This window comes from Nonomuraea sp. SYSU D8015, from assembly GCF_008065375.1.
In the GTDB taxonomy this organism is placed as follows: Bacteria; Actinomycetota; Actinomycetes; order Streptosporangiales; family Streptosporangiaceae; genus Nonomuraea.
Window position 1 is genome coordinate 1,323,397 of the sequence record NZ_VJYI01000001.1, and the last position, 13,931, is coordinate 1,337,327.

The 13,931-nt window shown below is 71.2% G+C and carries 12 protein-coding genes; 6 read left to right on the forward strand and 6 right to left on the reverse strand.

Annotated elements, in window-relative coordinates:
* Nucleotides 1–228 precede the first annotated feature (228 nt).
* Nucleotides 229–1,857, reverse strand: a complete 1,629-nt coding sequence (pgm, locus tag ID574_RS08510; protein WP_188188128.1) for a phosphoglucomutase (alpha-D-glucose-1,6-bisphosphate-dependent) — start codon at nt 1,855–1,857, stop codon at nt 229–231.
* Between the two features lie 98 nt (nt 1,858–1,955).
* Between pgm and ID574_RS08515 the strand changes: the two genes are divergently transcribed.
* The 3 genes from ID574_RS08515 (at nt 1,956) to thrS (ending at nt 5,522) form a co-directional block, all read left to right on the forward strand.
* Nucleotides 1,956–2,855: a TIGR03564 family F420-dependent LLM class oxidoreductase gene (locus ID574_RS08515; RefSeq protein WP_188188129.1), complete on the forward strand. Its 900-nt coding sequence runs from the start codon at nt 1,956–1,958 to the stop codon at nt 2,853–2,855.
* A 39-nt stretch (nt 2,856–2,894) separates the two neighbouring features.
* Nucleotides 2,895–3,491, forward strand: coding sequence for a glycoside hydrolase family 25 protein (locus ID574_RS08520; RefSeq protein ID WP_188188130.1), 597 nt, complete (start codon nt 2,895–2,897; stop codon nt 3,489–3,491).
* A 66-nt stretch (nt 3,492–3,557) separates the two neighbouring features.
* Nucleotides 3,558–5,522: a threonine--tRNA ligase gene (thrS, locus tag ID574_RS08525; protein WP_188188131.1), complete on the forward strand. Its 1,965-nt coding sequence runs from the start codon at nt 3,558–3,560 to the stop codon at nt 5,520–5,522.
* Between the two features lie 72 nt (nt 5,523–5,594).
* On the opposite strand, the gene ID574_RS08530 is transcribed toward thrS, so the two are convergent.
* Nucleotides 5,595–5,798, reverse strand: a complete 204-nt coding sequence (locus ID574_RS08530; protein ID WP_188188132.1) for a TM2 domain-containing protein — start codon at nt 5,796–5,798, stop codon at nt 5,595–5,597.
* A gap of 153 nt (nt 5,799–5,951) precedes the next feature.
* Nucleotides 5,952–6,677, reverse strand: a complete 726-nt coding sequence (locus tag ID574_RS08535) for a PIG-L deacetylase family protein (protein WP_188188133.1) — start codon at nt 6,675–6,677, stop codon at nt 5,952–5,954.
* Nucleotides 6,678–6,736: 59 nt separating this feature from the next.
* On the opposite strand from ID574_RS08535, the gene ID574_RS08540 reads away from it, so the two are divergent.
* Nucleotides 6,737–7,732 carry an RNA polymerase subunit sigma-70 gene (locus ID574_RS08540; RefSeq protein ID WP_188188134.1) on the forward strand — a complete coding sequence of 332 codons (996 nt, stop codon included), beginning with the start codon at nt 6,737–6,739 and terminating at the stop codon, nt 7,730–7,732.
* Between the two features lie 91 nt (nt 7,733–7,823).
* A complete protein-coding gene (locus tag ID574_RS08545) occupies nt 7,824–8,264 on the forward strand; it encodes a hypothetical protein (protein ID WP_188188135.1) in 441 nt (146 codons plus the stop codon).
* 525 nt (nt 8,265–8,789) lie between these two features.
* Here the strand turns inward: ID574_RS08545 and ID574_RS08550 are convergent.
* Nucleotides 8,790–9,287, reverse strand: a complete 498-nt coding sequence (locus tag ID574_RS08550; RefSeq protein WP_188188136.1) for an Asp23/Gls24 family envelope stress response protein — start codon at nt 9,285–9,287, stop codon at nt 8,790–8,792.
* Between the two features lie 77 nt (nt 9,288–9,364).
* Between ID574_RS08550 and ID574_RS08555 the strand changes: the two genes are divergently transcribed.
* The gene (locus ID574_RS08555) at nt 9,365–9,895 is read left to right on the forward strand and encodes an HIT family protein (RefSeq protein WP_223166478.1); all 531 of its coding nucleotides are present in this window, start codon (nt 9,365–9,367) and stop codon (nt 9,893–9,895) included.
* Here ID574_RS08555 and ID574_RS08560 read toward each other — a convergent pair.
* The gene (locus ID574_RS08560; protein WP_223166479.1) at nt 9,851–11,929 is read right to left on the reverse strand and encodes a hypothetical protein; all 2,079 of its coding nucleotides are present in this window, start codon (nt 11,927–11,929) and stop codon (nt 9,851–9,853) included. The two genes, ID574_RS08555 and ID574_RS08560, sit on opposite strands and share 45 nt — an antisense overlap.
* Before the next feature lie 414 nt (nt 11,930–12,343).
* Nucleotides 12,344–13,903: a glycoside hydrolase family 10-like protein gene (locus tag ID574_RS08565; RefSeq protein ID WP_188188139.1), complete on the reverse strand. Its 1,560-nt coding sequence runs from the start codon at nt 13,901–13,903 to the stop codon at nt 12,344–12,346.
* Nucleotides 13,904–13,931 lie beyond the last annotated feature (28 nt).

Here is a 13,931-nt window from a genome sequence, read left to right on the forward strand (position 1 = left end):
CCGCGCGGTCCGGCTCACCGATCGAGGCCCGGAACTGTGCGGCGCCCCGGGCCGGGGACTCCGGCCTCTGTGGTGGCGCGCCAGCCGGGGACTTCGGCACCGTGGGGCGCGCCGGCGGAGCGCCCGGCAGGTGCGGTGGGCCCGGCCGATGCGGCCGGGGCCGCAGTCCGGCGACAGTGCCCGTCATCGTGCGGCGGACGGCCGGACCGGGCGCCGGGTGGGGTGGGGTCAGCCGAGGGCGGCGGAGACCAGGGAGCGGGCCTCCTCCTGAACCTTGGCCAGGTGGTCGGGGCCGCGGAAGGACTCGGCGTAGATCTTGTAGACGTCCTCCGTGCCCGAGGGCCGGGCGGCGAACCAGGCGTTCTCCGTCGCGACCTTCACCCCGCCCAGCGCGGCCCCGTTGCCGGGAGCCGACGTCTGCACCGCCGTGATCGGCTCGCCGGCCAGCGACGACGCCGTCACCTGCGCCGCGGACAGCTTCCCGAGCACGGCCTTCTCCTCGCGCGTGGCCGGGGCGTCCACCCGGGCGTACGCGGGCTCGCCGAACCGCCCGACCAGGTCGGCGTAGTGAGCGCTCGGCGACTTGCCGGTGACGGCCAGGATCTCCGACGCCAGCAGCGCCAGGATGATGCCGTCCTTGTCGGTGGACCACACCGAGCCGTCCCGCCGCAGGAAGGACGCCCCCGCGCTCTCCTCGCCGCCGAAGCCCAGCGAGCCGTCGAGCAGCCCCGGCACGAACCACTTGAAGCCCACCGGCACCTCGTACAGCCGCCGGCCCAGCGACTCCGCGACCCGGTCGATGACGCCGCTGCTGACCATGGTCTTGCCGACCCCGGCGTCCGCGGGCCAGCCGTCGCGGTGGGAGTAGAGGTAGGAGATGGCGACGGCCAGGTAGTGGTTGGGGTTCATGAGGCCGCCGTCGGGGGTGACGATGCCGTGGCGGTCCGCGTCGGCATCGTTACCTGTGGAAATATCGTATTTGTCCCGGTTCGCGATGAGCGAGGCCATCGCGTACGGCGACGAGCAGTCCATCCGGATCTTGCCGTCCCAGTCGAGCGTCATGAACCGCCACGTGGGATCGACCTGCGGATTGACGACCGTCAGGTCGAGGCGGTGCCGCTCGGCGATCTCTCCCCAGTACGCCACGCTCGCCCCGCCGAGGGGATCGGCCCCGATCCGCACCCCGGCCGCCCGGATCGCGTCGAGGTCCAGCACGGACGGCAGGTCGTCGACGTACGAGCCGAGGAAGTCGTAGCGTCCCGCCAGGCCCAGGGCCTTCGCGTACGGGACCCTCCGGACGGCGCTCATGTCTCGCAGCAGCCGGTTGGCGCGGTCCTGGATCCACGTGGTCGCGTCGGTGTCGGCGGGCCCGCCGTGCGGCGGGTTGTACTTGAACCCGCCGTCGCCGGGCGGGTTGTGCGACGGCGTGATCACGACCCCGTCGGCCGGCCCCGACGTGCGCCCCCGGTTGTGCCGCAGGATGGCGTGCGAGACCGCCGGAGTCGGCGTGTAGCCGTCGCGCGTGTCGATCAGCACCTCGACCCCGTTGGCCGCGAACACCTCCAGCGCCGACACCCGCGCGGGCTCCGACAGCGCGTGCGTGTCGACGCCCAGGAACAGCGGCCCGTCGGTGCCCTGCGCCTGCCGGTATTCGCAGATGGCCTGGCTGGTGGCCACGATGTGGTCCTCGTTGAAGGCCGTCTTCAGCGACGACCCGCGATGCCCCGACGTGCCGAACGCGACCCGCTGCCCCACCTCGTCCGGGTCGGGATGCAGGGCGTAGTAGGACGTCACCAGGCGGGGGACGTCGACCAGGTCGGCGGGCTGAGCGGGCTGTCCGGCGCGATCGTGGCTCATGTAGGCCACTTTACAAATGGTGGCCGGACCGGCGGGTGACCGCGTGGCGGCGTGGGAAGGTACATTCCCGTCAGTCACCAGAATGGAGTTCTGTTTCCATGCGTTACGGCTACTACCTCGTCGAGCCGAAAGGCTCCGATCCGATCGGCGTGCTCCGCGACCAGATCGCGCAGGCCGCCGCGGACGGCTTCAGCTCGGCCTGGCTCTCCAACATCTTCGGCCTCGACGCCCTCACCGCCCTGGCCGCCGCCGGCGCCCAGGGACCCGCCATCGAGCTCGGCACCGCCGTCGTGCCCACCTACCCCCGCCACCCGGCCGTGCTGGCCCAGCAGGCCATGACCGCCAACGCCGCCCTCGGCGGGCGGCTCGCGCTCGGCATCGGGCTCTCCCACAAGATCGTCATCGAGGGCATGTACGGCTACGACTTCGAGCGCCCCGGCCGGCACATGAAGGAGTACCTCGACATCCTGATCCCCGCAGGCCGCGGCGAACAGGTCGAGTACGCGGGCGAGACGCTCAGGGCCAACCTCAGGCTCACCGGTCCGGGAGCCGGCTTCCCCGTGCTGGTGGCCGCGCTCGGCCCGCGCATGCTCAAGCTGGCCGGCGCCGTGGCCGACGGCACCGTCCTGTGGATGACCGGGCCCAAGACCATCGCCGAGCACGTCGCGCCCACGATCACGGCGGCGGCCGCCGAGGCGGGCCGTGAGCCGCCGCGCATCGTCTGCGCGCTGCCGATCTGCGTCACCGACGACCGCGACTCCGCCGTCCAGCGGGCGAACGAGATTTTCGAGGTGTACGGACAGTTGCCGTCGTACCGTGCCATGCTCGACAGGGAAGGCGCGGCGAACCCCGGCGACGTGGCCATCGTGGGCGACGAGAAGGCCGTGCTGGCCGAGCTCGAGGAGCTGGAGCGGGCCGGGGTGACCGATTTCGTGGCCTCCGTGTACGCCAACCGGGAACGCACACGGAACCTGCTGATCGGCGCGGCGAAGGGCTGATCGGGAGACATCTCAATAAACTCCGGCAAGGTGAAGCGCGTGCTGCAAGGCATCGATGTGTCCAACTGGCAGGGTTCCGTCGACTGGACCGGTCACGCCGAAGCCGGAGTGGCCTTCGCCTTCGCCAAGGCGACCGAGGGCGGCGACTACGTCGACAAGTGGTTCGCGCGCAACTGGAACGGCATGCGCGAGAGCTGGATGGTCTGCGGCGCGTACCACTTCGCCAGGCCCAAGGGCGACCCCATCGCGCAGGCCCGCCACTTCCTGGACACGATCAGGGCGGCCGGCGGGCTGCGGCGCGGCGATCTGGTCGCCCTCGACCTGGAGTCCGACGACGGGCTCCGGCCCGAGCAGGTCGCCAGGTACGCGCGCCGCTGGTGCCACTTCGTCGAGCGGCACGGCCACGTGCGGCCGTTCGTCTACACGTTCTTCTCGTTCGCGAACCGCGGAAACTGCGCCGGCCTGGCCGAATACCCGCTCTGGATCGCCGGCCCGGAGCACCCCCGCGGGCGGCCGACGGTGCCCAGGCCGTGGCGGGACTGGACCATCCACCAGTACGCCAACAGCCCGATCGACCGCAACGTCTTCCACGGGACCCGCAAGGAGCTGACAAAGCTGGGGTTTCACCCGCGATAGCATCGGTGTTCACCATCGAAGCAGCGCCGGTGCCGAGCGCCGGAGCGCGATCTCAAGGGAGTCACCGTGTCAGCCGAGCTACGCATCACCCTCGCCGGAGCCGAGCGTGTGGTCGCGGCCGGCACGACGGCCGGTGAGGCGCTCGAGGCCGACGGCCGCACGGTCATCGCGGCCCGGGTCAACGGCGTGCCCCGCGACCTGGCCCACCCGCTGGCCCAGGACGACGTCGTCGAGCCGATCGAGGTCTCCAGCGAGGACGGCAGGGCCATCGTCCGCCACTCCACCGCCCACGTCATGGCGCAGGCGGTGCAGGAGCTGTTCCCCGAGGCCAAGCTGGGCATCGGGCCGCCCGTGGAAAACGGGTTCTACTACGACTTCGACGTCAAGCAGGCGTTCAACCCCGACGACCTCAAGCGCATCGAGAAGCGCATGCGCGAGATCGTCAAGGAGGGCCAGCTGTTCTCCCGCCGTCCCGTCACCGACGACGAGGCGCGCGAGGAGCTGGCCGCCGAGCCCTACAAGCTCGAGTTGATCGGCCTCAAGGGCGGCGCCGACGCCGAGGAGTCGGTCGAGGTCGGCGCCGGCCAGCTGACCATCTACGACAACCTCGACGCCAAGAGCGGCGAGCTGCGCTGGAAAGACCTGTGCCGCGGCCCGCACGTGCCGTCCACCCGCTCGATCCCGGCGTTCAAGCTCATGCGCTCCGGCGGCGCCTACTGGCGGGGCAGTGAGAAGAACCCGCAGCTGCAGCGCATCTACGGCACCGCGTGGGAGTCCCGCGACAAGCAGGACGAATACCTCAAGCTCCTGGAAGAGGCCGAAAAGCGCGACCACCGCAAGCTCGGCGTCGAGCTCGACCTGTTCAGCTTCCCGCCGGAGCTGGGCAGCGGCCTTCCGATCTTCCATCCCAAGGGCGGGATCATCCGCAAGGAGATGGAAGACTACATGCGAAGGCGGCAGGCCGAGGCGGGCTACGAGTTCGTCAACACGCCCCACATCACCAAGTCGTCGCTGTTCGAGACCTCCGGCCACCTGCCGTGGTACGCCGACGACATGTTCCCGGCCTTCGAGCTGGAGGGCATCGAATACCGCGTCAAGCCGATGAACTGCCCGATGCACAACCTGATCTTCCGGGCGCGCGGGCGTTCCTACCGCGAGCTGCCGCTGCGGCTGTGCGAGTTCGGCTCGGTCTACCGCTACGAGAAGTCCGGCGTGGTCCACGGGCTGACCCGGGTGCGCGGCATGACGCAGGACGACGCGCACATCTACACCACCAGGGAGCAGATGGCCGACGAGATCAAGTCGCTGCTGAGGTTCGTGCTCAGCGTGCTGCGCGACTTCGGTCTGTCTGACTTCTACCTGGAGCTGTCCACCCGCGACGAGTCCGACAAGTTCATCGGCGACCCCGCCGAGTGGGAGGAGGCCACCCAGGCGCTGCGCCAGGTGGCCACCGAGTCGGGGCTGACGCTGGTCGACGACCCGGGCGGCGCGGCCTTCTACGGGCCGAAGATCTCCGTGCAGGCCAAGGACGCCATCGGCCGCACGTGGCAGCTGTCCACCATCCAGCTCGACCTCAACCAGCCCAAGCGCTTCGGCCTCGAATACCAGGCGGCCGACGGCAGCCGGCAGACCCCGGTCATGATCCACCGCGCGCTGTTCGGCTCGGTCGAGCGCTTCCTCGGCGTGCTGACCGAGCACTACGCCGGCGCCTTCCCGCCCTGGCTGGCGCCGGTCCAAGTGGTGGGCATCCCGATCGCCGACGCGCACGTGCCCTATCTGCAGGACGTCGCGAAGAAGCTGCGCGAGCGCGGCATCCGGATCGAGGTCGACGCCTCCGACGACCGCATGCAGAAGAAGATCCGCAACGCGCAGAAGGCCAAGGTGCCCTACATGCTGCTGGCCGGCGACGACGACATCGCCAACGGAGCGGTCTCGTTCCGCTACCGCAGCGGCGAGCAGAAGAACGGCGTGCCGGTCGACGAGGCGATCGCCGAGATCGTCAACGCGGTGGAGCACCGCGTCCAGGTCTGACGGCAACGGGGCGGAGCGGCCGTCCCCGCCGGGCAGTGGTTCGCCCGGGGGGAGGCCGCTCCGCCCCGCGTCCTACTTGGCCAGGGGCTGGCCCTGCTTGTCGGTGAACTTGCCGATCAAGATCATGATGAAGTCGATCAGCACCCACACGCCGAGGCCGCCGAGGGTGACGAGCTGGAGGATGCCCGTCCCGATCTTCCCGACGTAGAAGCGGTGCACGCCGAGCGCGCCGAGGAAGAAGCAGAGCAGGACGGCCACGAGCCATGACTTGGTCATGAGGGGGAACCTTTCGGATTTTTGGGGGATCGGCCGGGCGCAGGGCATGGCATGGCGCGCCCGACCGGCAATGCCTGCGGGAGATCTCGACCGCAGGGCATGAAACCCTAGCAAGGCGCCCCGGCCGTCGCTGGCATTTCAGATTTCATTGAATTAACAGGGAAATAGGCGGAATGTCACGGCGGGCCGCCCGCCGAAGCGTTCGGCCTGCTCGCGGGCGAAGCCCTCGATGAGGGTGCGTGCGTACGTCTCCGGGTCCTCGGTGGTGAGGGCCTCGATGTAGGCGCGGTGCTCCATGAGCGAGCGCACGCCGCGCTCCAGGCCGTCGGTGACGTCCACGGCGTGGGTGGGGGAGTCGGTGCCGGCGACGGCGACCCAGCGGAGCCCTTTCCAGGCGGGGGCCTCGGTGTCCGGAAATATCCACCTGTTGCCGGCGTCTGCGGCGGCGTCCAGCACCGCCCGCCCGACCGCCCGGTGATCTGGGGAGTTCCAGTACGTGCCGCCCCATGTGTCCGCCGGGTTCAAGGTGATCAGCAGCTCCGGGCGGTGCCTGCGGATGGCGGCGGCGATGTCCTTCCGCAGCGCGGTGCCGTACTCGATCACCCCGTCCTGATGGTCGAGGAACTCCACGGTCGACACCCCCACCACGGCGGCACTGGCCCGCTCCTCGCGCTCGCGGACCGGGCCGCTCTTTGCGGGTTCGAGCGTGTCGATGCCCGCCTCCCCGCGCGTGGCGATCACGTAGACCACTTCGCGACCGGCGTCGGTCCAGGTCGCGATCGCGGAGGCGCAGCCGTACTCGAGGTCGTCGGGGTGGGCCACGATGGCCAGGGCGCGCTGCCAGTCGCTTGGCATCGGTTCGAGCTGATCGGTCGTCATGGAGCACACCATAGACGCGCGGCACTAGCATGGCCGCGGACGCAGCGGGGGAGGGGCCGATGGGGCAGCGGGACGACGTCGTGGAGGCCGTCCGCGCCGGTGACCGGGCCGGCTTCGGGGAACTGGTCGAGGCGTACCGGCACGAGCTGCACGTCCACTGCTACCGCATGCTTGGTTCGTACACCGACGCCGAGGACATGGTGCAGGAGACGCTGCTGCGGGCCTGGCGGCGGCGGGAGACGTTCGAGGGGCGCGCGACGCTGCGGGCCTGGCTCTACCGCATCGCCACCAACGCCTGCCTCGACCTGCTGTCCGGGCCCACGCGCTCCCGTGAGGTCGCGGCCGGCGCCGGGAGCGAGCCGGGCTCGCCGTTCACCGAGGTGCCGTGGCTGCAGCCGTACCCTGACCGGGCACTCGACCTGGCCGTGAGCGATCCGGACGCGGTGACCGTCGCACGCGAGACGATCGAGCTGGCCTACCTCGCCGCCATCCAGCACCTGCCGCCACGCCAGCGGGCCGTGCTGATCCTGCGAGACGTCGCCGGCTGGTCGGCCGAGGAGACCTCCGGCGCGCTGGAGCTGAGCGTGGCGGCGGTCAAGAGCGCGCTCCAGCGGGCGCGTGCCACGCTCCGCCTCCACCTGCCCCAGCGCCGCTCCCAGTGGGGTCCCGCCTCCCCGCCCAGCGAGGAGGAGCGGGCGGTGCTGCGCCGGTACATGGACGCCTCCGTCGAGGGCGACCTCGCGGCGCTCACGGCGCTGCTGCGCGAGGACGCCAGGCAGACGATGCCCCCGGCGTCGCTGGTGTACGACGGGCGCGTGGCCATCCTCGACATGTGGCGGCCGCACCTCGTCGGACCGGAGGCGTGGGAGTGGAAGGCGCTGGCGACGTACGCCAACCGGCAGCCGGCCCTCGCCAACTACGGCCGCCGCCCGGGCGAGACCTCCTACATCGCCGTCAACGTCGACGTGCTGCGCATCGAGGACGGCCTGATCGCCGAGATCACGACCTTCGGCACCGAGCTGCACGCCGCCTTCGGCCTGCCCGAGACGCTCTGAAATTCCTCCTCCAAGACCGATTCCTTTTCCCGGCCGGCGCCGTCATATGGGCGCGACATCACTTCAGGCACTTCGGAGAAAGGGAACGACGATGGTGGAGTACCCGCAGCAGCAGCAGCCCGACGCCCAGCTCAAGGCTCTGGACCGGCTGGTCGGCACCTGGCGGGTGACCGGCGGCGCCCCGGGCACCGTGACCTACCGGTGGATGGAGGGCGGCTTCTTCCTGATCCAGGACGTGGACCTGGTGCAGGACGGGCAGCCGATCAAGGGGATGGAGATCATCGGCAGGGAGATGCCGTTCGGCGCCGACAAGCCGAGCGAGGACATCAAGTCGCGGTACTACGGAAACCGGGGCGACACCCTCGACTACGTGTACGAACTGGAGGGCGACACGCTGACCATCTGGGGCAATGAGAAGGGCTCGCCCGCCTACTACCGCGGCACCTTCTCCGCCGACGGCAACACGGTCAGCGGCGCCTGGGTGTATCCGGGAGGCGGCGGCTACCCCTCGGACATGACGCGAGCGGAGTGACCGCCCAACGGCTCCCCCGGGGACTCCGTGCCATGGTGCCGGACTCGCCCCTGCCGGGGCGGCTCAGCGGCGGCGCCCCGCGGTGCCGGACGTGCGTCTGCCGATCCGGCTCCGCGGCGGCGCCCCGAGCTCGGGGGGCCCACCGCCGGCCCGCGCCCGCTTCCGACCCGCTCTCGGGCCCTACCACCGGCCCGCGCCCGCTTCCGACCCGCCTGGGACGGACCCGGCTCCCCGCGCCCGGGTGCGGGGAGCCGGGTCTGGAAGGCCGTCGAGGTGCGCCTGCTGTCCTGCGTTGGGGGCGTTACCGTGCGGGGCTGGTGTCGGGCGACGGCGAGCCGAGGCCACGTGCCGGGGGGCGACCGTGTGCGGCGACGCCGGACGCCCGGTCGAGCGCCGCCGCTCCGCTCCCAGTCGTGCCGTCGTCGTGCGTGCGGGAGCAGCGTGGCCGTCCGGCCTTCCGACCCCATCCCGGAGCGACGGGGAACGGATCCGGCGGCGACGGAAGGCGGTGCACGGGCGATTGGATCAGGGGGAGGCGGAGCCGGGATCCTCGTCGGCCGGGTCGTCGGTGGGGGCGGGGCGGGCCTCGCCGGGCATGCGGACGTCGTCCACCGTCACGTTCACCTCCATGACCCGCATGCCCAGCATCCGGCTGACGTTCCTGGCCACGTTCGTCTTGACCTCTGAAGCGACCTCCATCACCACGTGCCCGTACTCGACCACGATCGTCAGGCTCACCGCCACCTGCCGGTCCTGGATCTGCGCGCTGACGCCCTGGTTGGCGCGCCGCGACCCGATGCCGATGCGGTCGCGTACGGACTCGAACGCCCGAGCCAGGTCGCCGCCCATGTCGGCCACCCCGGCCACCTCCAGGGCCGCCAGGGCGGCGACCTTCTCCACCACCTCGTCGGCGACCTTGATGCGCCCTTTCACGGTCGCACCCGGGGTGTACGCGGGCGGCTCGGCGGGCGGATCCGCGGGAACCGGTTCGGGGACGGGGTGTTCGGCTAACGCGTCGCTCATCGCGGCCTCCTGTAGGCGAATGCACAGGATTGTGCCGGAAGACCGCGCCGTTTGTCCGTGGTCCTATGCTGCTAGTTATGCACGATCAGGCAGGGGCAGGGACCCCGGACAACTTCGACCGTCTGTGGACCCCGCATCGCATGGCCTACATCAAGGGTGAGAACAAACCGACGGGCACCGGCCCCGACGACGGGTGCCCGTTCGACGCGATCCCCAAGATGAGCGACGAGGACGGCCTGATCGTCGCCCGCGGGACCACCGTCTACACCGTGCTCAACCTTTACCCGTACAACTCCGGCCACCTCATGGTCGTCCCCTACCGGCACGTGTCCGACTACGACGAGCTGCGGCCGGACGAGCTGATCGAGATGGGGGAGTTCACCCAGAAGTCTCTGCGCGCCCTGCGCAAGGCGAGCGGCGCGCAGGGCTTCAACGTCGGGATGAACCTCGGGCACGTGGCCGGCGCGGGCATCGCCGCCCACCTGCACCAGCACGTGGTGCCCCGCTGGGGCGGCGACACGAACTTCATGCCGGTCGTCGCCCAGACGAAGGTCCTGCCGCAGCTACTTCGCGACACGCGCCAGCTGCTCGCCGACGCCTGGGACTGACTCCTCCCGCTGCAGGAGCACGCCGATCCCGGTGGCCAGCAGCAGCGGCACCGCCAGGGCCAGCGCCATGGACAGCACGGCCGCGCCGGAGTCGTTGACGAGCATGCCGACCACGCCGCTGACCAGCGTGCCGATGAATCCGGCCCGCAGCGCGGGGGAGTGCTCGAACGCCGCCGGCACCACCCCGGCCGAGGCCTGCTCGGGCCGCACGATCGCGTACACGAGGAACGCCACGGCCACGATCACGATCGGCATCAGGTTGGGATTGAGCAGCGTGCCGAGCATGGCCTGCAGCTTGCGCCAGATGACCTCCAGCGCCTCGCCGGTCAGCACCTGGCCCACGAACCTGCCCAGGTGCGACTGCTCGCTGGCCGGCTTGAGGTAGTTGAGCCAGGCGAACGTCATCACGATCACCCCGCCGGCCACGCAGAACAGCGCCAGCTGCACCAGCGACACCCGCTTGCCCGACAGGATGAGCGCGGTCACCGCGATGCCGGGCACGAACGCGATGACGCCGCCGAAGTCGCTGCCCATCCCGGACCCGCCGAGCACCATCGCGGCCGCCCCCAGCCCGACGATGGCGGCCAGGCCGATCTTGCCCGGCCAGCGGTGCGCGATCGTGGTCGTGGCCAGCAGCGTGCCCGTGGCCAGCAGCGCGAACGGGATGTTGCCCAGACCGTAGTAACGGGCGCCCTGCTCGGCGCTGAAGCCCATGAAGCTGTTGAGCTGGAGCGTGGTGCCGGTGAGCAGGTCGGCGGCGAGCGTGAGCGCGGTGACGGAGGCGACCACGGCCAGCGGGCCGAGCGGACGGCGCCGCCAGGGCCCGGCCAGCGCCAGCGCCGTGATCACGGCCCACCAGGCCAGCATGGCGCCGAACAACTGCAGGTGGTTGGACCACGGCAGCAGGTTGACCAGGAACGAGGTGACCGGCAGCGCCGCCAGGGCCACGGCGGCCCGGCGCACCCAGGGCAGGTGCTTGTGGCGGCGCAGCAGCACGAACGCGAGCACGTAGAACAGGACCTGCAGGACCGCCAGGGCGGTGAAGTATTGCCCCTTCGCCGAGCGCATGGTCTGCGCGGTGGCGTCGGCGCGCTGGAGCCGTTCGAACGTGGCGCCCTGCTCGCCCACCTGGAACGGCACGCCCACGACCGAGTCGGGCACCGGCACGCCGGCCTTGGTCAGCGCGGTGGCGGTCAGGTCGGTCAGGATCGAGATGTCCGCGCGGCGGGTGGAGGACGTGCCGAGCAGCCGCCCCTGCGCGCCCGGCTCGCGGAGCGCGGCCACCCGCAGGTGGGGTACGGAGCCGTGGTCGGACAGGCCCGCGAGCAGCACCGTCGTGTCGGCGGGCAGGACCGACAGCAGCGCGCCGGCCTTGGCGTCGGCCAGGCGCAGCGCGTCGCGCCGCTGGGCGGCGGTCAGCTGGTCGGGCACCTTCGGCAGCCGGTCGGCGGTCAGGTAGGGGCGGATCAGGTCGTCCACGTCCATGGCGATCACCCGGCACTTCTCCAGGTCGGCGGTCTTCACCTGGAGCGGCGAGGAGCGGTAGGTCTGCACCGCGCCCTGCCGGTCGGCCAGCGCCAGCGCGGCGCCCGGGCCGATCGCGATCGAGCACTGGCCGGCCGCCTTCAGCGACTCGCCCAGGGTGCCGGCGTTGCGCTGCCCGGCCACGTCGATGAGGTAGCGGTAGTCGGGGATGACCGCGCCCTCGCCCTGCGCCTCGGGCATCGGGGGCGCGCCGCAGCCGTAGCCGACCGCCGACCTGGTGCCCGCCGACACGGTCAGCCAGCCGTCGTAGGGGCAGGTCACGTTGCCGACGGTGCGGACCGACAGGGAGCCGATCGCGCTCGACCTGGCCAGCTCCCACAGGTTGGGCGTGTCGGCCTGGGTGAGGTCGTTCCAGTGCAGCCCGGGCACCCCGATGAGCGCCACCCGGCCCGTGCCGTCCTCCGCCCGTGCCGCCGCCGCGGCTGACAGGCCCTGGCCGAGCAGCATCTGGCCGAGCAGCACGGCCAGCACGACTACCGCGCGCCTCACCCCGATGACCTCCTGCTGTCGCTGATGGCGGCGCCACGGTGGAGGACGGTCGCCTCCCGGCGCCACGAGACCCGACTACCCTCTCACGAAGTGGAGTGCGCCTTGACAACTGCGGAGAATCTTCCGCCTGGGGGCGGTGAAACGCCGGTCGCTCAATTGGGCCGGGCTCGGGCCAGCGGCTCCACGCCACCGCCCGGCGACGCGTGACCCCGTGACACGTGGTGCGTGCGCTGTCGGCGTACCACGTGCGGCCTCATGACACGCGATGCGCCCGTCCGGCGGCAGGCCCCTGGACCGGCGCCCCGGCCGGGCCCCGCCCCTCAGCCCGGGGCCGCCGCCCGCCGACGGCGTGGCGGTGCCGGGGCCCGCCGTCGCCGGCGGCCCCGGCGGTGTCAGGCCGGTGTCAGGCCGGGGTCAGATCTCCTCCACCTTCACCCGGACCGGCGCGCTCTCGTTGTGCAGGCGGTCGAGCGAGGTGATCAGGTACGTTCCCGCCGACTTGGCCGTGAAGGACGGCCCGGTGACCACGGCCACCAGGTTGCGGGCGTCCGTGGCCTGGCAGTCCTTGCCGGACTTCGGCACCTGGTACACCCCGTACGCCCGGGCCCCCTCAGAGCCCGTCCACGACACCGTCGTGCCCGAGACCTTGGCCCCCGCCGGCTGGGCCGGGGCCTGGCCGCCGCGCTCCTTCATCAGGGGCAGCAGGGCCGGACGGCCGTAGTGATCCTTGGCCACCCGGTCCATGGCGCCCAGCGGGTTGGTGAGCAGCTGCTTGGCGCTGAAATAGACGTCGCCGTCCACCTGCTCGTACTTGCGGTTGAGCATCAGGTGCGCCGACAGCTCGCCCGGCCTGGTCCAGGCCTTGTCGTCCTTGGCGCCGACCCGGTAGAGGGCCTGCCCGATGTACAGATGCACGCCGGAGCCCTCGACCGCCCCCGCCCACCACGGCGCCAGCGCCCTGTAGTCGGCCGCCTTGAAGCCGCGCGACCAGTAGAGCTGCGGCATCACATAGTCGACGGTGCCCGACTCGATCCACGCCTTCGCGTCCGCGAAGATCGAGTCGTAGGCGGACATGCCGTTGGTGGCGGACCCGGACGGGTCGTTCGACTTGTTGCGCCAGATCCCGAACGGGCTGATGCCGAACTTGACGTGGTTCTTCCGCTCGTGGATGACCTTGTCGACCTGGGCGATGAGCGTGTTGACGTTGTCGCGCCGCCAGTCGGCGAGGCTCTTGCCCTTGCCGTACTTGGCGAAGGCGGCCTTGTCGTTGAACTGCCCGCCCTCGCCCGGGTACGGGTAGAAGTAGTCGTCGAAGTGCACCCCGTCCACGTCGTACCGGTCGACGACATCGGTGATGACCTTGGTGACGTGCTCGCGCACCTGTGGCAGGCCCGGGTTGTAGTAGAGCCGGTCGCCGTACTTGACCGTCCAGTCCGGGTGCTGCCGCGCCGGGTGGTTGGCGGGCAGCTTGGAGACGTCGGCGTCGTACGAGGCGCGGTACGGGTTGAACCAGGCGTGGAACTCCAGGCCGCGCTTGTGGGCCTCGTCGATGAGGAACGGCAGCGGGTCCCAGCCGGGGTCCTTGCCGGCCTTGCCCGTCAGGAACTGCGACCAGGGCTCGATCGACGACTTGTAGAGCGCGTCGGAGGCGGGCCGCACCTGCACGAACACGGCGTTGAGCCGACGGCTGACGGCGCTGTCGAGAATCTTGACGTAGTCGGCCTTCTGCCGCTCGATCGACAGGCCGCTGCGGGACGGCCAGTCGATGTTCTTGACGGTGGCGATCCAGACGCCGCGCAGCTGACGCTTCGGGTAGCGGGCGTCGGCCGTGCAGGCGGCGGCGGGAGCGGCGGTGGTCGTCTTCTTCTTGCTCGCCGCGGGGCTCTCCGCGGCACCGGGGCCGAACGCGTAAGCGGCGCTCGTGGTGACGACGGCGAGGGCTGCGGCGGCTAGGAGTGGGCGTCCAGTTCGCATAGTGCCACCCAGTGTGACAGCTGCTCAC